This is a genomic window from Cohnella kolymensis, from assembly GCF_000829465.1.
In the GTDB taxonomy this organism is placed as follows: Bacteria; Bacillota; Bacilli; order Paenibacillales; family Paenibacillaceae; genus Cohnella; species Cohnella kolymensis.
On the sequence record NZ_JXAL01000003.1, the window covers coordinates 147,734 to 169,973 of the forward strand.

A 22,240-nucleotide genomic window follows, 5' to 3' on the forward strand; every position below is an offset into this window, starting at 1 on the left:
AAGGAGAAATTATAAATCGAGTAAACCAAACAACCAGAGGAGGTCTCAACTTGAAGAAATTCTTGACGAGCATCGCTTTATGCGCGACTTTGTCCTTGTCCCTGATGATTCCGGCATTCGCAGAAGGGAATAGGGGCACGGTGACAAACAACGCTCCGGATTTCGGCAACGGAACGTTCGTAGGTACTGCGGCAGGTGATATGGATGGTGACGGAATTTTTGACGGGAACAACAATAATAACAGAATGAACAACTTTAACACCAACGGCCGGGGCAACAACACGAACAATAACAACAACGGCAATTACAGAGCTAGAGCAGCCGGCGGACGCGCGGACAACAACGGTGTGGACTGGGGCTGGCTCGGTTTGCTCGGCTTAATCGGATTGGCAGGTATGCGGAACAGGAATCGTCAGCCAAGCTAGCACGATCGTGTATATGAAACCCCGCTGACCAGAGTGGCCGGCGGGGTTTATTCGGGTGCCGTGAATGAGCCGAAGTCAGTAAGCTTGCACACCGAGCTTATCGATCGTCGCTTTAATGAAAGCCGGCTCGTCCTCAGGGCGGCGGGAGGTAATCAGGTTTCCGTCGATTACCACCTCTTGATCTACATAATGCCCTCCGGCTTGTTTGATTTCATCTTCTATAGCCGGGTAGCCGGTTAATGTTTTACCGTTCAGCAGGCCGGCTTTGGCCAGTAATTGGGGACCGTGGCAGATGGCCGAAATCGGAATTCGCTGTCGATCGGCCTCCTTAACAAAATCTACCATGGCCGCATTCTCCCTCAACGCGGCCGGTGACTTGCCTCCCGGAATAATGACCGCATCGTAATCGCCCGCGTTGGCCTCCTCTGCCGCCAGATGGGAAGTATAGGTGATCGTACCCTTCTTACCCTTGAGCTCCGCCCCTTTTTGCAAGCTGATTATGACCGCATCGTTCCCGTTTTTCGTCAGTGCCTCGTAAGGGTTTCTCATTTCAGAATCCTCATATCCGTCCGCCAGCAGGAAGGCGACTTTCTTCGTGTTCTGTTTCAATGGAAAACACACCTCTCTTTTTTGCACAACTTAGCAGTGAAATACCCGATGATCCGGCATTTTAACCACCACATCCCTCTCCCAGGGGCGTTCGTACATAAAATTTTCCAATTATACAAATCCTGTTTCAGTACAGGCGGTTATCGTCAAGCGGCGTTGTATGGGAGGATATCGAGATGAGCATTTCGAGAATGCAAAATTTAAGCAGAGCTCTGCTGTCAGTCGTTACTGCATTAATGCTGTGGAACGGCGAAGCCAACGCCATGCTTCTGGTCGGAGCGCGTGAATCCAGAGAGGCTCCCCGTCAGATTGCCTTGGTCATTGATGATTTCGGCAATGACATGAAGGGATCAGAGCAAATGCTGGAGCTGCCGGTCAAGCTGACGGTTGCCGTCATGCCGTTCCTGCCGACCAGCAAACAAGACGCGGAAGCCGCTTACAGGAAAGGTCACGATGTCATCGTGCATCTGCCTATGGAGCCGATTAGGGGCAAGCGCAGCTGGCTTGGCCCGGGTGCTATCTTCACGGATTTATCGGATGCGGAAATTCGCAAACGGGTAGAGGCTGCCATTGATGCGGTGCCGCACGCGATCGGCATGAATAATCATATGGGATCCCGCGCCACTTCGGACAAGCGGGTGATGAGGATTGTTCTGCAGGTGTGCAAGGAGAGGGGACTGTTTTTCTTGGACAGCCGGACGTCTTACCATACGGTAATTCCTAAAGTCGGGGAAGAGCTGGGTGTAAGCGTGATCCACAACGATGTGTTTCTGGACGATGTGTATTCGCGCCGGCATGTGATGCGGCAGATCAGGACCGTGAAGGAGTTTTTGCAGGATCATGAGAGCTGTGTCGCAATCGGGCATGTCGGACCGTCCGGCACGATCACGGCGGGTGTGCTCAAGGATACGATTCCAGATCTCAAATCCAACGCCGTGTTCGTTCCTCTGTCCCAAATGCTCCCTCCGGTCCATCAAATTATGGAGCGAAACAAAGGTAAGCGATAATACCGCTCGCAATTGCAGACGCGATCCGCGTTTGCCCGACGGAGGACGTCAGCATTGCGCGATCCTGCGGATCGCTGAGAAATGCGGTTTCCACCAGTACGGAGGGGACTTCTGTCTTTTTCAGCAAATAAAGCTTTGAAGTGGGCTTAGGCAGGCGGTGCCGCCCTTGCTGCTGATTCAGGCTATTCTGAATGAAGCCGGCCAATAGCGCGCTTCTGCCTTCAGACTGATGGATGGTGACAGGTCCCCGGGCTCGGCCGCGCGTTGACCAGTTCACATGAATGCTGACGAACAAGGGAGCATCTATTTCATTGGCCAGACTTTTGCGCTGCGACAAGTCCCGGCGGTGTCTGGATCTTGTGGCATGCCAGCGGTTATCGTCACTCAGAGCATAATCGCCGGTGCGGTTAAGGATCGTGCGGATCCCTTTGCTTCTAAGCAGCAGGTACAGCTTGCGCGCGATAGCCAAATTGATGTCTTTCTCCTTGATGTCGCGCCAATAGGTACCGCCGTCAATCCCGCCGTGTCCCGCATCGATGACCACATCCGCGGACGGCAGAGCCCTTTTGATATTCGGAGGCTCGGCTCCGACGACATCCTTGTCCCCCGCATCCGGAGCTTTCCAGCCTGTGAATAGCAGCAACGCGCAGCATAACAGCAAAGCACGTCTCAAATCAATCTCCTCCGATCCGAACATTGTAATCGTCGTCTTTAGAGTGGCACATATTGACGGCGCTCATGCAGACCCGCGGCGATTCCGTTATTGGATGCAAAATGGTTTGCGTATTCGCAGAACCGGGCATGCTAGGAGTTGAGGAGGCGTGTCGCAATGAGTGACAAGTCCGATTATTTGAAATATATGACGGAGAGTGTTGTGCGCTATTTGGACAAATCGCCGGAGACGATACAATCCAGACAAGACAAGAAGAGGCGCAGGGAACCCTGGATGACGCGCTGGTTCGGCGTTCTGCCGATGGGGCTCATGATGTGGTGGGGCGGTAAGGAAAAACGCAAAAAGAAAGCCCAGGACGATCTGGGTCAAATGAATTCCACTAATTACCGATAAAAAAATCCGCAGCGTGCGAGCGCTTCAATCGGGATAAAGCGCGTACCTTCCATATGAAGAGCGAGATCCAGCCGTCCGCCCGACCACCGTTGATATCCGACTACCGGTGCGGCATACAGCATGGCCTCACCGTAGGGTTCCGTTACATAGCGCACACGCTGTTTTTTGTTCAAGCGCAGCACGATTTTCTCCATATCTTTATTAGCAAAAGGGGCTTCCTTGGTCAGCCAAGGGAGTCTTTCGTATGCATCAAATGTCGGGTTTAATCGCAACCGGCTGCGGTTACCCGTAAGAAGCGGGGCGGCCGGCCGATCTTCTGCTGCTTCCTCGATCGCGTCCCAATCCGATTGTTTCAAGGGCAGCAGCTCTGCGGTTTTGGCATCGAGCCAATAGCTTTTACCGTCGATCTTCACCTCCCAGACCGCCGCGAGGGGATGAAGGTAATGCCGCACTGCGGAGTACGAGGTACTCGGGGCGTTCGCGGCGATCAACTCGTTGCGGATCAGCGACCGCTTCAATTGCTGCTGCGAGAATAAGGGGAACGACCCGACACCATACTCTCCCATACGGAAGGATCCGTCGGTGACGGCATGCACGACCATATAACCGATATGTCTGCCGTCTTTACTGAATAGCACCAGCCAGCCGTGCGTTCCGGGACCAAGCGCTTGTATTTGCGGATCCGCTCCCTGCCAATCGGCGAACAGCTTCTGTTTCGCGAGTACGGATACCCACTCGTTAACCTGCTGCTCAAGCTTCGACGGCGCTGCAGTTTGCTCCGGCTCCGGCGACGCCGACGATCCGGCAGGGAACGCACTAAACAACAAGGCTGCCGTCAACAACAGGCAGAACACGCGCATTATTTTTACAACAGACGCTGAAATCACTTCGGGACCCACTTTCTTTGGTTAATCGATACCCGGCAGGTGAAACAGACCGCAGTTAAGTACCGTCAGCGTAACCCTCGGCCGGTACTGCCAGTCAATCTCGGCTGCTCGCTGCTCAAAGCGGGCGGTCAGCGCCGCTCTCTGCTCGGCATCCTCACACGCTTCGACCATCGGTTCATAATACAGCCGGATCCGTTCCAACTCGTCCTGTCTGCGTTCTTCCGCTTCGACGGCCCAGGAAAAGTCGGTATTCTTGAGTCTTCGCTCCAACGTGTGTTCCAACTGTGTCATACCTTTACGCAGCGACAGTCCGTTCTTCAGCAGATGTATATTGGAAGGAAGCCGAGGCGTCAGCTTCAGTGACTTCATTTTCTCCAAAAAATGCTCATCGATCACCCCCGTGGCCAGAGAGATGCCCCAACCGTACAGCTCTTCGCGTTTGACATCGCACTCATAACCGACTTTGAAATTCACCCCCAGCCATGCGGTATATGGGTAGGAACTCAGAGGACCCGTTTGTCCCTTGGGCGGTTCTTCGAATAAGGTGATGCAGCGGCCTCCCTGACGAACCATATTAAACAGGTGCTCCAACCGTCTGGACCCGTAATAGATATGTTCCTGCAGAATTCTGCGCCCGGAGTGAGCAGGTAGGACAGCTGAGTAGGCACCTTGCGCTCATCGGCGGGCGGGATGCCGAACGTCCAAGTGTACGTCATCGTTTCAGGCTCAATTCCTGCGCGATCGACGAACCCCCAATAATAGAGGCGGTTGGTCAGCGCGCGGTCCGCCACCGGAGACAGCTTGACCGTTACCTGATTCGGCGTTTTCTCGATGATCTGGCAATTCGTGGCTTCCAGGTAGGAAAGGAGGAATTTCTGCACTTGTTTGGTGTTCATAGCTTTTTCTCCCGCCGTACTTGTTCCCTGGTCTCGAGCATCTTTTCGCCGAGCCCGTCGATCCGTTTGCGCAGATCCTCGCCGTCCGCCGATTCCAGTACCATCTGGGCTAATCTGCGCTCCAACGACTCCTCTTTTTCCATCTTCTCAATAATCTCGTCCAGCTCGCCGATGACCAGCTCGAACATATTGATTTTTTCATGGAGCAGGTGTACGATATGTTCTTCGATTGTTCCGAGTGTACATAGGTTGAAGATTTGGACGTCTTCCGTCTGGCCCAAGCGATGAACGCGCCCGATTCTCTGCTCGACTCTCATCGGGTTCCAGGGCAGGTCGAAGTTAATGATATGGTGGCAGAATTGCAGATTAATGCCTTCACCGCCGGCCTCGGTGGCAACCATCACCTGTGCTCTTCTGCGGAACAGGTCCATCATCCAGTCTTTTTTGCCCCGATTCATGCCGCCGCGGTAGGAAATCGCTTGTATGCCGTGTTCTTTCAAGAAACGCATCAGGTAGTCCTGGGTGGCGCGGTATTCGGTAAAAATGATCACTTTGTCGTTCAGGGTTTGGATGATCTCCATCGCTTTCTCGGCTTTGGTGTTGGCGGTAATGCTCTTGATCAGATCTACAAGCTCCCAGATCCGGGCGGCAAGAGGGGAACCCTTCTCAATTTTCTTGGAAAGATTGACCAGGGTGAGGAAGACCGCCTCCCGGCTCGAACATACCTCGCGCTGCAGGGTGACCAAAGCCAGCATGCTGGTTACATCGCTTTCCGCCCGTGCATGCGTTCGGATGTATTCCGTGACACCTCTGTACAATGCCATTTCCTCCGGCGATAAGAGCAGCGGGACATTGGTTACGAAACGTTTCGTGAAGGAGACGCCGCCGTCGCTGCGCCGATTGCGCACCATCACTTGGCCGATCGCGGCTTGCAGCTTCTCTTCATTCTTGGGAACCCGTTTATCGGCAACGAAATTGGCTGCGAAGTCACCCTCGCCTCCAAGCTGACCCGGCTTCAGCAGAGTGATGAGATTGTATAGCTCCCCCATGTCGTTCTGCACCGGAGTAGCGGTCAAGAGCAGGCAATATTTTTTGCGCAGCTGGTTGATGAATTGATAGTTCGCCGTTCTTTTATTCTTGAGCTTGTGAGCTTCATCGACAATCAGCATGTCATATTCGTTATCCAAAAGGATGGCCCGGTGAGGGTCGCGTTTGGCGGTGTCCATGGAAGCCACCACGACATCGTTCTGCCAGCTGTATTCTTTTTTCTGCGCGGTGGCCGGAATGTCGAATTTGAAGTTGAGTTCACGCACCCATTGCAGCACCAATGAAGAGGGCACAAGGATAACAACCTTTTTGACGAGACCGCGGATCATGTACTCTTTTAAGATCAATCCCGCTTCGATCGTCTTGCCGAGGCCTACTTCATCCGCCAGAATGGCCCGTCCTCTCATGTCATGCAGCACACGGCGGGCGGTCTCGATCTGATGGGGCATAGGTTCGAATTGGGGTAAAAGGGTCAGACACTGCAGGTCGTGAAAATCATGCACAAGCGAGACTTCTTCGGCTTCCAAAGCCAATTGATATAATGACCAGTCGTCCCACGGACCGTTGCGGTCCACACGGCACTCCAGATCATCGAAAGCGTTACGGTCGATATGCAGATCCACCAGCGGATGCAGTTTGCGCGGCGCTTCCCCGGCTGCGGGCGCTCTAGCATTGCCAGGCGTCGGTTGGGAAGAGGGTCCAGCGGTGCCGGACAGGTCCCCGGCGGGTGAAGAGAACGCAATACGCAATAGATGTTCCTCCATAGCCGTTGTAAAATGAGTCTTTCAGAGCAGACATAACCTAGTATGAGCAATCGTATCGCTTTCGAAACAAAAGATGAAAAAGTGAGCAATCATTAGCAAATCGAAGGTTGTTCGCGCTAGTTCGTCATGATTCGCTAATATATGCTATTTGTCCTATGGCTGTACAATATGTGGTATAGTATAATGGCAATCGTACACAATATGTTGTACAATTTACATACATTTTAAAAATGCCTTACGCCCTTATAACAAAGGATTTTACAGCATTTTACCTTGAAAGTTCGGGAGGATACCGGAGTGAAGACAATGGAGACGAAACAGCTGCAAGGGTTGAGTGAGAAGATTTTTCTGGACCGATATGCATGGAAGAACGCAGAGACCGATAACACCAAAGTGGGCGATGTCGTTCTCGTACTTACGAAGGATGATCCCAAATTTCCTGCCAAGGACGTTGGGGAAGTCGTCAAACGTGAGGGACGCAACGTAACCGTGAAGCTCCGCAACGGAGATCTGGTAGAATCCACCGTCGAGAAGCTGACGCTGACGATAGAGAAAACGCCTGAGGAAATGTGGACCCGTCTGGCGAATGCCATGTCCAAGGTTGAAACTTCCCCTGAGAAGCAGAAAGAATGGGCGGACAAGTTCCGATGGCTGCTTGACGATTGGAAGCTCGTTCCGGGCGGCCGGATCGCAGCGGGAGCGGGAGCAAGCGATGAGCTTACGCTGTTCAACTGCTACGTTATCCCGTCTCCTCATGACAGCCGCGGCGGCATTATGGAAACTCTCTCCGAGATGACCGAGATCATGTCGCGCGGAGGCGGCGTAGGCATTAACTTGTCTTCCCTGCGTCCTCGCCGTTCGGTAGTCAAAGGCGTTAACGGCTCCTCCAGCGGTGCAGTATCCTGGGGCGGATTGTTCAGCTACACGACCGGATTGATCGAGCAGGGCGGAAGCCGCCGCGGAGCATTGATGCTCATGATCAACGACTGGCATCCGGATGTTGTGGATTTCATTACGGTCAAGCAGACTGCAGGCCAAGTAACGAACGCTAACTTGTCCGTGTGTGTCAGCAACGCCTTCATGAAGGCCGTTAAAGAAGATCTGGATTGGGATCTTGTATTCCCGGATACGAAGGACCCTGAATATAACGAACTGTGGGACGGCGATCTGGATAAGTGGAAAAAGCTTGGCAAGAACGTCATCCACTATCGCACCGTTCGTGCACGCGATGTATGGACGACGATCATCGAGAGCGCATGGAAATCCGCTGAGCCCGGCGTTGTTTTCATGGAATACTACAATCAAATGTCCAACAGCTGGTACTTCAACCCGATCATCTGTACGAATCCGTGCGGTGAGCAAGGCCTTCCGGCTTGGGGCGTGTGTAACCTGTCGGCCGTCAACCTGTCCAAATTCTACGATGCGGACAATCACGACGTCGCTTGGGATGAATTGTCCCGTGTCGTGCGTTACTCCACACGTTTCCTGGATAACGTTATCGATACGACTCCATATCATTTCCCTGAAAACGAGCGCAACCAGAAGAACGAGCGCCGCGTAGGTCTCGGAACGATGGGTCTTGCCGAACTGATGATCCGTCTCGAAATCCGCTACGGCAGCCCGGAAAGCTTGGAGTTCCTCGATAAGCTGTATGGTTTCATGGCTCGTGAAGCTTACTTGGCGTCCACTGAGATCGCAGCTGAGAAAGGTTCTTTCCCGGCCTTCGATCTGGAGCCATTCATGCAAAGCGGCTTTATGAAAAATATGGTCGACGTGTATCCTGAAGTGGGAGAGGCTGTCGCGAAGCGCGGTATGCGTAACGTTACCGTCATCACTCAGGCGCCAACGGGCTCCACGGGTACGATGGTCGGCACATCTACTGGAATTGAGCCGTACTTTGCATTTGAATTTTTCCGTCAAAGCCGTCTCGGCTTCGACAAGCAATATGTTCCGATCGCGCAAGAATGGCAGGACGAGCATCCGGGCGAGGCGCTTCCGGAGTGGTTCGTAACCGCCATGGATCTCTCTGCGAAAGATCACATCCGTGCACAAGCTGCGATCCAGCGCTGGGTAGACAGCTCCATCTCGAAGACGGCAAACTGCCCGGCAGACTTCACCGTTGAAGAGACTGCAGAGCTGTATGAACTGGCGTTCGAGCTCGGCTGCAAAGGCGTCACGATCTACCGTGACGGCAGCCGCGACGTGCAAGTTCTCAGCACCGCCAAGGATGAGAAGAAGGAAGAAGCGAAAGCGGAGGCAGCTCCGGTCGCACCGGTTGCGGATGAGGCTGCGGTCAGCACGTTGAACTCTGTTCTTAACGCCGCTGTCACTCCTGGTCAGCAGCAAGTATTCGACAAACAATACAAGAGCCGCCCGAAAGTATTGCGCGGAGCGACTTACAAATATAACACACCGTTCGGCATGGCCTACATTACGGTCAACGATATCGACGGCACGCCGGGAGAAATCTTCCTGAACGTAGGTAAAGCCGGCTCCGACGTATTCGCCATGGCGGAAGCCTGGGCCGCGTCTGCTCGCTGTTCCTTCGCTACGGCGATCACGGCGACAAAGTCCAATTGTTGGTGAAGCACCTGAAAGGTATCGGCGGCTCCGGCGCAGTCGGCTTCGGCCCGAACCGTGTCGAATCCATCGCCGACGCAGTCGCTCAAGCGCTGGAAACCCACGCCGGCATCATCAGCCACGAGCATGCTGCAGCTTTTGAAACGCCAATTGCTGCAACCGGCTATGCTGAGAAAACAGTAACTCCTTACACTTCCAAGGACTTGTGTCCATCCTGCGGATCGGCTTCGCTGCTGAATGTAGAGGGATGCAAGACATGCGGGAACTGTGGTTATAGTAAGTGTAGTTAAATTGAGAGTGAACTGTGACCCGAAAGATATAGACACTTTAAAAAAGTGCCCGTCTTTCGGGTCTTTTGCGTTTATAATCATACTTATCTAAGAGGATCGGGGTCACTGACATGTCACACAGAAAGCTATATACGGAATTCCAGATTAGACAACTCGAGTGTAATCCAAACGTTCAGCACGTTACAGACAAGAACATTACTTTTGCCCCAGCATTTAAGGTGACTGCTGTTAAAGCTTACGAGGCTGGTAAAACGCCAATGGAGATTTTCAAGGACGCTGGGTTTAATTTAACTATGTTAGACCGTGAAAAGCCCAAGGGCAGCTTGACGCGCTGGAGAAACGCTTATGCTGCGCACGGAGAAGCTGGTCTTCTTGAGGAACGACGTGGGAAAGACAGCACTGGCCGGCCTTCTGGTAACAAGCTTTCAACTGAGGAAAAATTAAAGCGAGCGGAGGCTAAAATCAAACTTCTAGAAGCGGAGAATGACTTCCTAAAAAAGCTCGAGGCACTAGAGAGGCAGGCGAAACAGAACAAACGTTAACACCTTCAGAGCGCTTCGCACTCATTAATCAAGTCATCCGACTACATGAGTTAAAGAATCGTACGCGCTTTCTGTGTAAACTTGCGGGCGTGAGTGTGAGCGGCTACTATCGGTGGCTGGGCAAACAAGAGGAACGTCAGCTAAGAGAGGCTGCTGACGAGAACGATCTGGCGCTTATAAAACAACATTTTGACCGTCTTACCGGCAAGGCAGGCGCACTGGTGATTAAAATGCGGCTTGAAAACATTGACGGTGTAGTGATGAACCACAAAAAGATACGTCGCTTGATGCGCAAGTACAGTCTTATTGCTAAGGTGAGACAAGCCAACCCATACCGCAAGATGGCTTTGGCCACGCAGGAGCACCATACGTGTCCGAATCTTCTTCAGCGCGAGTTTGAGCAAGGGGAGCCGGAAAAGGTACTCCTCACCGATATTACCTACCTGAGTTATAACAACGGCCAGTGGGGATACCTTTCGTGCGTCAAGGACGGATCGACAAAGCAGATCCTCGCGCACTACCTATCCACATCCCTGGAGGTATCACTGGTAGAACGGACGCTAGATATACTGCTGGAGCGACTCGATGGCAATATTCATCCGGACGCCATCTTGCACTCTGATCAAGGGATGCACTATACACATCCTAAATTTCGTCATCGAGTTAAGGAAGCAGGCTTTCATCAATCGATGTCCCGAAAAGGCAACTGTTGGGACAACGCCTCCATGCAGAGTTTCTTCGGCCATATGAAGGATGAGCTGCAATATAAGGACTGCACAACAATTGAACAGCTACGTGCCCGCGTGGATGAATACATCCATTACTACAACTCGGAACGATATCAATGGACATTAAAAAAGATGACTCCTGACGAGTTCAGGAGCCACCTTTTAACAGCGTAACTTGCGGTTTTTTTTAAACCGTACACTTAATGGGTCACAGTTCAGTTGTCTATGTTGGAGGCTTTCCAGGATCGTATAAAAGGAGACTGCTGATGCAGATTTACACCGCAGCTACACATAAAGAACGTGACTTCACATCCTTCTTTTGGGGGGATATCGATCTTGGAGGTTTCAATATTTTTACCCATATTCGTGAGAGGGTAATACCCAATTTAAAAGTCTTCAATATGGACGAAAGTACTTTTCTTAAATATAGAAACTACGCCGAACCTATAGACAGCGCGTACAGACCTAAGCTATCTCGTATGGTTGGAGATCCACGTTATGAAGTTTTTCAGTCCGTCCTAGAGGTTATGCTTAAAGATGGATTGCGTTTAGAACAAGAAGCACAGCTGCTTTGATTCATCATTTCCTCTTTATGTCTTATTGAACCCGTTCCTCCGACACACAATAAAGGCTTAATTCCTAGAACGCGTCTTTCAATCAATACTATAAAAGGCGACCCATGTAGGTCGCCTTTATACAAAACGAGCCCTGCGGGTCGCTGGGACACCCGAGAGCTCAATAGGCAAGGTGGGTTAACTTGTAATCTACTGATTTTGATTCTTCTTATCCGTTTTAGATTCAAAGATAGTCAGGATCTGAATTGCGTAATTCATGTCATACAACATTCTGTTTTTCACTTCCGTATGAAGCTCCGCATCCTTGGAAATTTCCCGGACCAGATTATTTAAGTGCACCAGAAGGGCTTGTGATTGACCGGCGTCAAACCGCTGCTCCTGTGCAAAGCTTAATACGTGATCCAATCTTTTCTCATACTTGGATCCGGCGCTGACACCGTGGTTAGGCACATAAATCTCGTTAATTTTCCGCTTCATATCATTCAGCAAAATACGCAGAGATTCAGCGGGGTTCCGATCGGGCACGGCAGCCGTGTCGCGATACACACCGAGCTTCAGTTCCTTATCGTAACGGTTGGCGAAAAAGCCGATAAACTCGAACATCCCGCTCCCGCCTATGCCAATCCGAGCAGTTCCCTCGATTTGCCCTGCCAGAATTTTTTTGTCAATGCGCAGGTACGGTCCGAGACCGATTGCGACATAAGCTTTATCCTTGGAGAACGCAAGCGCATTGGCGGAATCCTTCACCACAGAATCTACATCAAACGTGTAGGACATTGGAAGCAGATGATCGATGTAATTTTTGCTGACCCAATCCTTTGCGTCCTGCAGCTTGAACTCCGGAGCGATAGCGAAGTCGCTCATTACGGCAGCCGAAATTTTAATGTCCGGGTTCAAAGCCTTCGCTTCATCCACGATGCGATAAACGAACGTATTGATTACTTGGACTCTGAAGTCTACCCACTCGTCCCACAGCGGGTCGCCGCGATTTAGCGTAATCGGATCCACGCCGTATTTTTCCTCGAACAATCTCCGGGTGTACGTGTCGTATCCGAAATCGTTTGTGTAGTCGCCGGACTCCGGATAGCGTGTGTAATCCAGATGGAGACCTGCGAAGTCATATTTTTTGATCAGTTCTTGGTAAATACCGGCCACGAAATCACGGGCTTCAGGCAGAGCCGGATTCAGCCAATACCACTTGACGCCGTCGTGAGTTTCGTAATTCTCGCCTTTGCGGTTTCGGATGCCCCATTCAGGTTTCTTAAGTGCCAGTTCTTCTCCGATGAAGAAATGCTCCACCCACGCGTGCACATCGATATTGTATTTTTCAGCTTCTTCCAAATAAGCCTGGAGCACGTCAAATCCGTTGTAGATCGGGTTTTGCCGGGTCAACGTATTTTCCGTCGGAAAAATGGTATATCCGTCCCACCAGGTTTCGAGATAGATCGTGTTCAGATTCGCGGCAGCAATTTGTGCGACATGCTCCCTGACTTGTTCAGCCGTCGTTTCCAGCGGTCTTACCCATATGCCGCGATGCTCCACTTTACGGCTTTCAAAATTCATGTAATAAGCTTCATTAACGATGGCGTCAATCTCTGCAGACGTGGAGGATAGCTTTGAATAATCACTTTCCTCCATCTGTGTTTTCAACTGATCGAGTTTTGCCCGGGCATCTTTAATTTTCTGTGTAATCTGGGCGTAAGGCACATCCAGAAACTTGGCCTTGGAACTCTCCAATCCTTGTTCGACGGCCGCTATGTTCACTTCCGCCCGTTCAATATATGATTCGGGAGTAAACACGAGCAAGAGCTCCTTTTTCTCCGGCTTTACCATGACTGTAGCTCCGATGCGCGCATGCTTCTGAAGCCAATCCGCCTTTACACCATGCCCGGATAAAACCATTCCCCGGTCGGGAATAGCTGAGTTGTTGCCTGCGAGGCTAATCACCTTGCCATTATGGTCCACAGTAATTTCGTATCCCCATGGATTCGTCCCGGTACTGGAGCCGTACTCTGAGTCATATACGATCAACTGATCGCCGCCTCTGAATCCCGGATACGGCTGATTGTTAGCGTCATCCCAGCCGGCAGGATTGTCTTCTTTGACTTTGGGATTGAAGGCGTCGTAGGCGGTCTTGACAGCTTCATACAAAGGAACTTCATTGGCGCTCAGCTGTACAGGGGTGCCCGCCGCCACTTTGCCGTTCAAGAGACTGTAATAATTGCTGTCGATATGCACGGATAATACGTAACCGTCCGAAGGGATTGGGGAGTTGCCTTGAAGTGAAACGGCACGTGTAACCTTATCGTTCACAACGGTGATTTCCATGCCCCAAACATTCGTGTTGGTGGATGAACCAAAAGACGGTTGGTACATAACCACACTTGCCGTACTACGGAAACCGTTCACGCTGTCGATCGGCAAGACGACATCGCCGATTAGCGCATATTGACTCGGCATGACAGGAAGCGTCATTCCGGACAGCTCAACGGATTGTCCCACGGCTACGCTGGACAACGCTTCTGTGGCCGAACCTGAGGCGGACAATATATATCCATTTTTCGGAATATAACTGCCATGTTGTCCCCGGGTGTTGACCGCGATCACGGTTCCATCGGAAATAATGTACTCCGTCGTTTCTGCGCCGAAGGTCGGTGAGAATGAGCCGTAAGAGGCAGTGTACATGGCAAATCCGTCAGATGCGCGAGCTTCATTGATGCGTTCTACTGTCACTTCGGTGCCGTTCTGAAAGACGAGCTTAACCGGCGTTGAAGGTGCGGTGGACGTATTTGCTGATGAAAGCGTTGCCACATTGAATGATAATAAAAGACACAATACAAAAGTAACCAACCTTTTTTTGCTCAAATGCGATTCCTCCCTGAATCATAATGGTGTATTACAGAGACCGGCCGCGATTGAAACATGTCGAAGTCCTCGGTGCTAAGCGGAGTCCTCGACTAATAGTGGATGAATGTGAGTAGTTCCTTATTGTCCCTGTCCATAATCATACCCCGACTGGAAATTAAATGTAATTATAAAATAGAAAATAAATCTTTTTTAATATTTGTAAGAGGAGTTATTTTCCATACAAATTTTGCGAATTACGATATTATTAAAATATCTGACATGAGTTTATTTAGGCGGTGTGCGGTGTTAATCCAGAGAAAGTGAAAAGCTAGAACCCTTATGGTTCTAAGCTTTTTTAGAATTAAAAATGGAATATCACACTTTTTTTGATTTTTTTCTATGGTTTTAACTAAATCCAAGACTCGTCATTTTCGAGCCATGCGATGCATTGCCCAAACTACAAACGCGGCTAGCGTCATTGCGCCGCCTGCGATGCACGTGCCGTTCCAGCCCCAGCGCACCCATGAATAAGCTCCGATGGATGAACCGATTGCGCCCCCGATAAACACGCTGACCATGTAAACTGTGTTCAACCTGCTCCTAGCCTCCGGAATCAGCGCATAGACTCGCGCTTGGTTGGATACCTGTGCGCCCTGCACCCCCAAGTCGAGCAAGACGACCCCCACGACCAGCCCCACGAGCCAGGAACCGGCCAGCCAAAAGCAAACATACGAAAGAATAGCGGCCGCTATCATGAAGCCCACCATTCGAGTCGGACTCGCCCTGTCGGCCAGCCGGCCGATGACCGAGGCGGCGGAGGCGCCGACCACGCCGACCAAGCCGAAGAGCCCGGCTATCGCGCTGCCGTAGCCGAAGCCTGGCCCCTCCAAATAGAAGGTCAGCGAGGTCCAAAAAAACGCTGAACGCTCCGAACATGCATGCCGCGATCAATGCGGCTTCCCTTAACGTGCGCTGTTCGGCGATCAGCTTGCCCATGGACCGGATGAGAGCGGGATATGACAGCCGAATGACCGGCCGGCTGGCCGGCAGTCGCTTCCACAGAATAAACGCGAGCGCGAACATGGCGGCCGCGGCGAGTCCGAACATGAACCGCCATCCGAACAACTCGCCGATCAAGCCGGCAACGGTACGTGCCAGCAAAATCCCGATCAGCAGCCCGCTCATGACGCTGCCGATCACTTTGCCCCGCTCTTCGGGAGGAGCCAGCTCCGCAGCGAGCGGAATGATCATTTGCGGAGCGGTTGTGGTCAATCCGACCACGAAGCTGGCCGCATACATCCAGGCCAAATTCGGCGCCGCCGCCACGCCGATTAAGGCCACACCGACGGCAAGCAGCAAGCCGGCAATCAGCTTGCGTTTCTCTTGTATATCGCCCAGCGGGATGAACAGGAACAGTCCTGCCGCGTAGCCGAACTGGGTCAGCATGGAGATCAGCCCCGCCTGTTTGGCGCCGACGCCAAAAGTCCGTCCTATATCCGCTAGAAGAGGCTGGTTGTAGTATAAATTCGCCACAGTGATGCCGCTGGATACCGCCATCAAGAGGATAAGGCCGGGTGTGAGCGGTTTGGTGAGCGCGCTGTTCGCTGCAGCGGCGCCCATCGATTGTGCCATTCTGACGCCTCCTTCTTATGGAATCGTGGCAGTATTATATCACGCACTTACGCGCGGAAAAGGAGGAATGGCGATCTTAGTTCCGATTATGAGAATCGAGTTCCTTGTTTGATAAGACGGTCATTTTCTTCTTGGATTAAGATGGAGGTGCATTTGAAATCGGTGTCGGACAGGGGGAGTGCTGTATTGCGGCAGCCTTGCGACTTGAAAAGGTTGAGCTTGAACCAGATTACGACCGAACGGTGGAGTTTGAGGGAAGCGGTAGAAGGATGCGCGAGGGCGGACATTCCATGGATCGCTCTGTGGCGCCACAAGGTAGCTGCGGCGGGCCTGGCGGAAAGCCGGAGAATCGTCCGCGATGCCGGACTGAAGGTTTCAAGCCTGTGCAGAGGCGGCATGTTTCCGGCAGCCACAGCAGATGAGCGACAAGCGCGGCTTGATGACAATCGCCGCGCGGTGGAGGAAGCGGCGGAGCTGGGCGCGGAGGTTCTCGTACTGGTCTGCGGACCGGCTCCGGATCGAGATATCGACAGCGCCCGCCGGTGGGTTGCCGAAGGGATCGAGAAGCTTGTCCCTTATGCGCAGTCACATGGCGTGAAGCTTGGAATCGAGCCTCTGCACCCGATGTATGCGGCCGAACGCTCGGTCGTCGTTTCCCTTGCGCAGGCCAACGCCTTAGCGGAGCCGCATTCAGCCGATCAGGTGGGCGTTGTCGTTGATGTATTTCATGTATGGTGGGACCCCGATTTGTACCGCCAGATCGCTCAGGCATCAGGCCGCATTGTCGGTTTTCACGTTTCCGATTGGATCGTTCCGACGCAGGACCTCCTGATGGGCCGCGGGATGATGGGCGACGGTGTGATTGAGATTTCCCGCATCCGCGAGAGCGTTGAGGCTGCCGGTTACCGCGGGCCGATTGAAGTCGAAATTTTCAACCAGGCGATCTGGGATGCGCCCGGAGATGAGGTGCTTGCCCTGATGAAGCAGCGTTTCCCGGAGTATGTGTAGACACATATTCGGGCGTGTATTGCCTTTCGTCTTTCACCGTGTGATGCTCCCGGGTTTTATGCAGCGTTCGGTACTTCTGGGGAGGGATCTCGGCCGCATCCTTGAAAATCCGATAAAAAGTGGACACCGTTTCAAAGCCAAGCTCGAAGCAAATGGAAGTGATGTCCTTATCCGTTTCCGTCAGCAATTTCTTTGCCAGCCCGATCCGCAAGTCGGTTAAGTAGCGAACCGGCGTCATATTGTAGTGTTCTTTGAAAATCATGTTGATGTACCGGCTGCTCATGCCCAGTATGCCTGCGATCCTGTCGGCATCTAAGTTTTCGAAGTAATGCGTTTCGATATAATGGCGGATCCGCTCCGCCCGCAGGCTGTTGGCGTCCGTCAACGCATGCGGTTGTTGCGAACGGGAAAGTACGATAAGCATTTCGATTAGAATGATTTTCATCGCCAAGCCGCTTAAATGATGACGGGCAGATTGCTCGAACAGCATTTTTCGAAGGAGCGGCCTAACTTCACTGATTTCATAATGGAAGGGTTTAATCAGCTTGGAATGATGCTCGTCCAGCAGCCGGGTTTTGACCGCATCGTCGAAAATCGCCTGGTCGAAGGCTAGAACAAGCACGGTCAGCTTCGAATCGGACACAATGGCGTGCAAGGCTCCCGGCGCGATGACGCACACATGATCGCCATTGAAAACGCTGTCTTTTCCATCCAGCCTAATTCTTCCTTCCCCTTCAAGAGCATATAAAACCTGATGGACTTGATGATAGTGCTCTTTCACCACATCGCCGTCCTTATGCTTGATTTCGTATAACAAGATTCCCTCATCAGGCAGTTGAATTGCTTGCAAGCTCATGGATCAACACCCCCGCCGACATCAAATTCCATTCATTCTTAGTATAGGATGCCAATTCAATATTTTACAATCAATTACTATCTTTCTTTCGAAAAGGGAAAGGGGACTCGGCTATATGCTCAATGAGTCTGCAGACGTATTGATCGTCGGCGCCGGCGCGTGCGGCGGATTGGTCGCGAAGGAGCTGTCCGGCCGCGGGTTCAGCGTTGTCGTTCTTGAAGGCGGCAAAAGTTACAACCCCGCTGTCGATCTGGCAAACTCCGAAGCCAACAGCGCCAAGATTCAATGGGCGGAACCGAGGGTGTACGCGGGCAAAGACCAGGTCGTTCCGAAAACGGGCGTCGGAGTAGGCGGCGGCACGCTCACTTGGCTGGGCGTCATGCCGCGCTTTCACCGGGCCGACTTTCGGACAAGGACTCTGGAAGGAGTCGGAGAAGATTGGCCGATTTCGTATGAGGATCTCTCGCCGTATTACGCCAAGGTAGAGCGGGACTTCGGCTTAGCGGGAGAGTGCGGACCGTTCGCGCCCGAATCTTATTCGCTTCCGATGCCCGCCCACCGGATGAGTTGGCACGCGCAGGTGCTGGCCAGGGGAGCGAGGAGAGCGGGGGCCCATCCTTTTGCGCCGCCGATCGCGATCAACTCGGAGGAATACGGCGGTCGCCCGGCCTGTATATACTGCGGTTGGTGCGGATCCGGCTGTCCGACCGGCGCCAAGGCGACGAGCCAGGGGACGTACTTGGCGCAAGCGGAAGCCGCCGGGACGCGCGTGATCAGCGAAGCGTTCGTCCATCGCGTGGATTATGACGAAGCGTTGGGCCGCGTGACCGGCGTTCATTATCTCGCTGCCGATGGCCGGGAGCACGAGCTGCGGGCGCGGATCGTGATCTTGTCCGCCCACGCGGTGGAGACACCGAGACTGCTGCTGATGTCCGCCGGTCCCAGCTTCCCGGACGGTCTGGCCAATTCCAGCGGCACAGTCGGCAAATATTTGCTCAGTCATCCGACCTGGCAAGTATTCGGCACGTTCGACGAACCCGTCAACGCCTACAAAGGGATCCAGATGGGCCAGGTCATGGTGCAGGATTATTACAAGCCGGATCCCCGCAACGACTATGCCCGCGGCTATGTACTGATCTCCTACATGATGACGCCGATCACATACGCCAACCTGAGCGGTGATTTCGTCGGGCCGGAGCTGAAGCGGTTCCTGCATGACTATCCCTACACCGCGGCCTGGTGGGCGCACGCCGAGGGGCTGCCGAGCGAGAACAACACAGTCACGCTCGATCCGGAAGTGAAGGACAAGCGCGGCCTTCCGGTCGCCAGAATTGAGATTGAGTGGCAGGAGAACGACATCAAGGTGGCTGCCGCCGCAAGGGACAAAGCCGCCGAGTTGATGGAGTTGTCGGGGGCCCGCAAGGTAAGAATCGGTCTGAACTACGGAGCGCACGCGATGGGGACGTGCCGCATGGGCGACGATCGCCAGACGTCTGTGGTCAACGGCTATGGGCAAACGCATGACATCAAAAATTTGTTCATCTGCGACACCAGTGTTTTCGTGACCGGAGGAGGTCTCAACCCGACGCTGACCGCCATGGCCATCGCCGGCAGGTCGGCGGATTACATAGCGAGCCAAGCCCGGAGGGGCGAACTTTAAACCATTTGATGAGGGAGGCGAGGGTATGGGAACGATCAGCTCCGAACAAGTCGAATTGTTGAGCGAATTGACGCTGGCGGTCATTCCTGAGGACGAGGTCGACCGGGGAGCCGCCGAAGTCCATGCCGGTACGGCTTTGGCCGCCAAAATAGACAGGGGCGTCAACGCCGCGCTTTATTTGCAAGGGCTCGAAACAGCCGGTCTTCTCGCGAAGGAACGGTTCGGTCTCAGCTCAGGCATGACGCAGGAGCAGGCTCTGGACATTTTGCTGGAAGTGAAGAAGCGCCTGCCGGCCTTCTATAAGCAGCTTCGGGCGGACGTGTGCGCGTTATATTTGAGCGAACCTGCGGTATGGCAGCGAATCGGATTCCCCGGTCCTTCGGCGGAGTCGGGCGGGTATCCGGATTTCGACCAGCCTCAATTCAGGATCGGAGACGAACAAACAGCCGGGTAAAAAACATGACAAAAGGAAGGGGGCTTCATCGATGGCGCAAATCAAGCTGGGTGTAATCATGAACGGGGTAACGGGACGGATGGGCACGAACCAGCACCTGATCCGCTCGATCTTGGCAATCCGGAAGCAGGGGGGCGTAATGCTTCCGAACGGCGATTCGATTATGCCGGAACCTATATTAGTGGGACGGCAGGAGCACAAAGTGAAAGCTTTGGCTGAGGCGCACGGAATCGAAAAATGGAGCACCAACCTGGACGAGTGTCTTGCAGATGAAGAGAACGTGATTTACTTTGACGCCCAGATGACCAATTTCCGCGCGCACAGCCTCCGCAAAGCGATCGCAGCGGGCAAGCACATTTACTGCGAGAAGCCGACGGCAGGTTCATTCGAGGAGTCGATGGAGCTCGCCCGGCTCGCCAGGCAGGCGGGCGTCAAAAACGGCGTCGTCCAGGATAAGTTGTTCCTGCCCGGTTTGCTGAAACTGAAGCGATTGGTGGATTCCGGCTTTTTCGGCAAAATTCTGTCCGTGCGTATGGAGTTCGGCTACTGGGTGTTCGAAGGCGATTGGCAGCCCGGTCAACGTCCTTCCTGGAACTACCGCAAAGAAGACGGCGGAGGAATCATCGTCGACATGTTCGCGCACTGGCGATATGTGCTGGACAACTTGTTCGGGAACGTAGTGGCCGTCAGCTGCCTCGGCGTGACGCACATTCCGAAGCGATGGGACGAGAACGGCAGCGAATACGAATGCACGGCCGACGACGCGGCCTATGCGACCTTCGAGCTTGAAGGCGGGATCGTCGTGCAAGCCAATTCCTCCTGGGCGGTCCGTGTCAATCGGGAAGACCTGCTCACCATCCAGGTGGACGGAACGGAAGGCAGCGCGGTTGCAGGTCTGCGGGAATGTAAGGCGCAGCATCGTATCAACACCGGCAAGCCGGTCTGGAATCCGGACATCCCGAATCCGTTCGATTTCCGTGCCCAGTGGGAAGAGGTGCCGGACAACCAACTGTTCGATAACGGCTTCAAGGTGCAGTGGGAGTTGTACTTGAAGCATGTGGCGCTGGGAACCCCGTTCCCGTGGGATCTGCTGGAGGGGGCGAAGGGCACCCAGCTTTCCGAGCTCGCCTTGCAATCCTGGCAGGAACGCCGCTGGATCGAGGTGCCGGAATTGAACATCCGGGAGGAAAGCCGAGATGCCGAAGCTGCTTCTGCCGCGAAGTGACGGTACATTAGCCGCATATACACCTGGCGGCGTCAGAACGTTCGAGATTCCGCGCGGTACTGTGCCGCAAAGCCGCATCGCTTATTCAGCGGCGCATGTCGTCTGCGATCCGCTGGCGGACGCTGATCCCCTGAACCGGGCGATGATTGACTGGGAGGCGACGATGGCGTATCGCCGCCATCTATGGTCGCTCGGCATGGCCGTCGCAGAAGCGATGGATACCGCTCAGCGGGGGATGGGCCTGAACTGGGAGCGGTCCAAGGAGCTCATTGCAAGGTCACTCGCCGAAGCCCGCTCAGCAGGAGGCCGAATCGCTTGCGGTGCAGGAACGGATCATCTGGCTCCGGGACCGACTGTTACCCTCGAGCAGGTGGAGGCGGCTTACGAAGAACAGTGCGGCTTCGTCGAAAGCCATGGAGGACGCGTCATCCTCATGGCAAGCCGCGCGCTGTGCGCCGCCGCGAAATCGCCGGAGGATTACGAGCGGGTGTATGGCAATGTCTTAAGACAGGTGTCGCAGCCCGTTATCCTTCACTGGCTGGGCGGCATGTTTGACCCGAACTTGACCGGCTATTGGGGTCATGATGATTTGGATGAGGCCATGGAAGTCTGCCTGCGGATCATCCGTTCCCATGCCGACAAGGTGGACGGCATTAAAATCTCGCTGCTCGACGCCGACAAAGAGATCGCGATGCGGCGGCGGCTCCCGGCGAACGTAAAAATGTACACGGGAGACGACTTCAACTACGCGCATCTCATCCACGGAGACGAGCACGGCTTCAGCCACGCGCTGCTCGGCATCTTCGATGCGATCGCCCCGGCTGCCGCTGCGGCACTGCACGCATTGGATGCAGGCGATTCCGAGGGTTTCCATCGCATACTGGAGAAAACCGTCCCGCTTTCCCGGCATATTTTTCAGGCACCGACTTACGCTTACAAGACGGGCATCGTGTTCATGGCCTACCTCAACGGACACCAGTCGCATTTCCGCATGATCGGCGGGGCGGAAGGGGCGAGATCGATCGTCCATTTGTCCGAATTGTTCATCCTGGCGGATCAAGCAGGTCTGCTGGAGGACGCGGACATGGCGGCCGAGCGGATGAAACGGGTTTTGGCGGTAGCCGGCGTGATGGCGTGATGGC

21 protein-coding genes and 1 pseudogene are annotated in these 22,240 nt (G+C 53.6%); 12 read left to right on the forward strand and 10 right to left on the reverse strand.

Annotated features, from left to right (window positions below):
• The first annotated feature begins 50 nt into the window (after nucleotides 1-50).
• Nucleotides 51-425 carry a WGxxGxxG family protein gene (locus tag SD71_RS24685; protein WP_041060290.1) on the forward strand — a complete coding sequence of 125 codons (375 nt, stop codon included), beginning with the start codon at nucleotides 51-53 and terminating at the stop codon, nucleotides 423-425.
• Between the two features lie 75 nt (nucleotides 426-500).
• On the opposite strand, the gene SD71_RS04690 is transcribed toward SD71_RS24685, so the two are convergent.
• Nucleotides 501-1,034 carry a type 1 glutamine amidotransferase domain-containing protein gene (locus SD71_RS04690; protein ID WP_041060292.1) on the reverse strand — a complete coding sequence of 178 codons (534 nt, stop codon included), beginning with the start codon at nucleotides 1,032-1,034 and terminating at the stop codon, nucleotides 501-503.
• Between the two features lie 176 nt (nucleotides 1,035-1,210).
• Here SD71_RS04690 and SD71_RS04695 point away from each other — a divergent pair, with 176 nt between their 5' ends.
• Nucleotides 1,211-2,041 carry a divergent polysaccharide deacetylase family protein gene (locus SD71_RS04695; protein ID WP_407637515.1) on the forward strand — a complete coding sequence of 277 codons (831 nt, stop codon included), beginning with the start codon at nucleotides 1,211-1,213 and terminating at the stop codon, nucleotides 2,039-2,041.
• Here SD71_RS04695 and SD71_RS04700 read toward each other — a convergent pair.
• Nucleotides 2,013-2,714 carry an N-acetylmuramoyl-L-alanine amidase family protein gene (locus tag SD71_RS04700; RefSeq protein WP_235426992.1) on the reverse strand — a complete coding sequence of 234 codons (702 nt, stop codon included), beginning with the start codon at nucleotides 2,712-2,714 and terminating at the stop codon, nucleotides 2,013-2,015. The two genes, SD71_RS04695 and SD71_RS04700, sit on opposite strands and share 29 nt — an antisense overlap.
• Nucleotides 2,715-2,870: 156 nt before the next feature.
• Between SD71_RS04700 and SD71_RS04705 the strand changes: the two genes are divergently transcribed.
• Entirely contained in the window at nucleotides 2,871-3,107 is a 237-nt protein-coding gene (locus SD71_RS04705; RefSeq protein ID WP_041060294.1) for a YqzE family protein, read from the forward strand.
• On the opposite strand, the gene SD71_RS04710 is transcribed toward SD71_RS04705, so the two are convergent.
• The 4 genes from SD71_RS04710 to SD71_RS04720 are packed head-to-tail and all read right to left on the reverse strand — an operon-like array spanning nucleotide 3,098 to nucleotide 6,572.
• Entirely contained in the window at nucleotides 3,098-3,994 is an 897-nt protein-coding gene (locus SD71_RS04710) for a hypothetical protein (protein WP_041060296.1), read from the reverse strand. The genes SD71_RS04705 and SD71_RS04710 overlap by 10 nt on opposite strands.
• 21 nt (nucleotides 3,995-4,015) lie before the next feature.
• On the reverse strand, nucleotides 4,016-4,567 hold the full coding sequence (locus tag SD71_RS25440) for a YqhG family protein (RefSeq protein ID WP_268747709.1): 552 nt from the start codon (nucleotides 4,565-4,567) through the stop codon (nucleotides 4,016-4,018).
• A complete protein-coding gene (locus tag SD71_RS25445; protein ID WP_052475952.1) occupies nucleotides 4,498-4,890 on the reverse strand; it encodes a YqhG family protein in 393 nt (130 codons plus the stop codon). Before SD71_RS25445 ends, SD71_RS25440 begins: the two co-directional genes overlap by 70 nt.
• Nucleotides 4,887-6,572 (reverse strand): DEAD/DEAH box helicase, encoded by a 1,686-nt coding sequence (locus SD71_RS04720; protein ID WP_052475980.1) that lies wholly within the window; start codon nucleotides 6,570-6,572, stop codon nucleotides 4,887-4,889. The genes SD71_RS25445 and SD71_RS04720 overlap by 4 nt, the downstream gene beginning before the upstream one ends.
• A 435-nt stretch (nucleotides 6,573-7,007) precedes the next feature.
• On the opposite strand from SD71_RS04720, the gene SD71_RS04725 reads away from it, so the two are divergent.
• The 4 genes from SD71_RS04725 (at nucleotide 7,008) to SD71_RS04740 (ending at nucleotide 11,416) form a co-directional block, all read left to right on the forward strand.
• Nucleotides 7,008-9,287 (forward strand): adenosylcobalamin-dependent ribonucleoside-diphosphate reductase, encoded by a 2,280-nt coding sequence (locus tag SD71_RS04725; protein WP_407637520.1) that lies wholly within the window; start codon nucleotides 7,008-7,010, stop codon nucleotides 9,285-9,287.
• A complete protein-coding gene (locus SD71_RS26135; RefSeq protein ID WP_456064329.1) occupies nucleotides 9,281-9,571 on the forward strand; it encodes a hypothetical protein in 291 nt (96 codons plus the stop codon). Before SD71_RS04725 ends, SD71_RS26135 begins: the two co-directional genes overlap by 7 nt.
• Nucleotides 9,572-9,681: 110 nt before the next feature.
• Nucleotides 9,682-11,015 (forward strand): IS3 family transposase gene (locus SD71_RS22875; RefSeq protein ID WP_152619338.1). Its coding sequence is split into 2 segments (ribosomal slippage): nucleotides 9,682-10,057 and nucleotides 10,057-11,015, totalling 1,335 coding nucleotides; the frame shifts between segments, so codons are not numbered across the junction.
• Between the two features lie 29 nt (nucleotides 11,016-11,044).
• A complete protein-coding gene (locus tag SD71_RS04740; protein WP_082034043.1) occupies nucleotides 11,045-11,416 on the forward strand; it encodes a Wadjet anti-phage system protein JetD domain-containing protein in 372 nt (123 codons plus the stop codon).
• A 189-nt stretch (nucleotides 11,417-11,605) separates the two neighbouring features.
• Here the strand turns inward: SD71_RS04740 and SD71_RS04745 are convergent, their stop codons facing one another.
• The 3 genes and pseudogenes from SD71_RS04745 to SD71_RS24695 all read right to left on the reverse strand — a co-directional run.
• Entirely contained in the window at nucleotides 11,606-14,281 is a 2,676-nt protein-coding gene (locus tag SD71_RS04745) for a glycoside hydrolase family 10 protein (protein WP_052475953.1), read from the reverse strand.
• Nucleotides 14,282-14,688: 407 nt separating this feature from the next.
• Entirely contained in the window at nucleotides 14,689-15,093 is a 405-nt protein-coding gene (locus SD71_RS24690; protein ID WP_235426993.1) for an MFS transporter, read from the reverse strand.
• A 139-nt stretch (nucleotides 15,094-15,232) separates the two neighbouring features.
• Nucleotides 15,233-15,895: pseudogene (locus SD71_RS24695) on the reverse strand (MFS transporter); the annotation flags it as partial.
• Nucleotides 15,896-16,081: 186 nt separating this feature from the next.
• Between SD71_RS24695 and SD71_RS04755 the strand changes: the two are divergent.
• Nucleotides 16,082-16,903: a sugar phosphate isomerase/epimerase family protein gene (locus tag SD71_RS04755; RefSeq protein WP_041060307.1), complete on the forward strand. Its 822-nt coding sequence runs from the start codon at nucleotides 16,082-16,084 to the stop codon at nucleotides 16,901-16,903.
• Here SD71_RS04755 and SD71_RS04760 read toward each other — a convergent pair.
• Nucleotides 16,827-17,759, reverse strand: coding sequence for an AraC family transcriptional regulator (locus SD71_RS04760; RefSeq protein ID WP_052475955.1), 933 nt, complete (start codon nucleotides 17,757-17,759; stop codon nucleotides 16,827-16,829). The genes SD71_RS04755 and SD71_RS04760 overlap by 77 nt on opposite strands.
• Nucleotides 17,760-17,874: 115 nt before the next feature.
• Between SD71_RS04760 and SD71_RS04765 the strand changes: the two genes are divergently transcribed.
• From SD71_RS04765 to SD71_RS04780, 4 genes are read left to right on the forward strand one after another with little or no spacing between them, the layout of a single operon-like run.
• The gene (locus SD71_RS04765) at nucleotides 17,875-19,419 is read left to right on the forward strand and encodes a GMC family oxidoreductase (RefSeq protein WP_041060309.1); all 1,545 of its coding nucleotides are present in this window, start codon (nucleotides 17,875-17,877) and stop codon (nucleotides 19,417-19,419) included.
• Nucleotides 19,420-19,444: 25 nt separating this feature from the next.
• A complete protein-coding gene (locus SD71_RS04770; RefSeq protein ID WP_041060311.1) occupies nucleotides 19,445-19,873 on the forward strand; it encodes a gluconate 2-dehydrogenase subunit 3 family protein in 429 nt (142 codons plus the stop codon).
• Nucleotides 19,874-19,904: 31 nt separating this feature from the next.
• The gene (locus SD71_RS04775; RefSeq protein ID WP_041060314.1) at nucleotides 19,905-21,098 is read left to right on the forward strand and encodes a Gfo/Idh/MocA family protein; all 1,194 of its coding nucleotides are present in this window, start codon (nucleotides 19,905-19,907) and stop codon (nucleotides 21,096-21,098) included.
• Nucleotides 21,070-22,236: a dihydrodipicolinate synthase family protein gene (locus tag SD71_RS04780; RefSeq protein WP_041060317.1), complete on the forward strand. Its 1,167-nt coding sequence runs from the start codon at nucleotides 21,070-21,072 to the stop codon at nucleotides 22,234-22,236. The genes SD71_RS04775 and SD71_RS04780 overlap by 29 nt, the downstream gene beginning before the upstream one ends.
• Nucleotides 22,237-22,240: the final 4 nt, after the last annotated feature.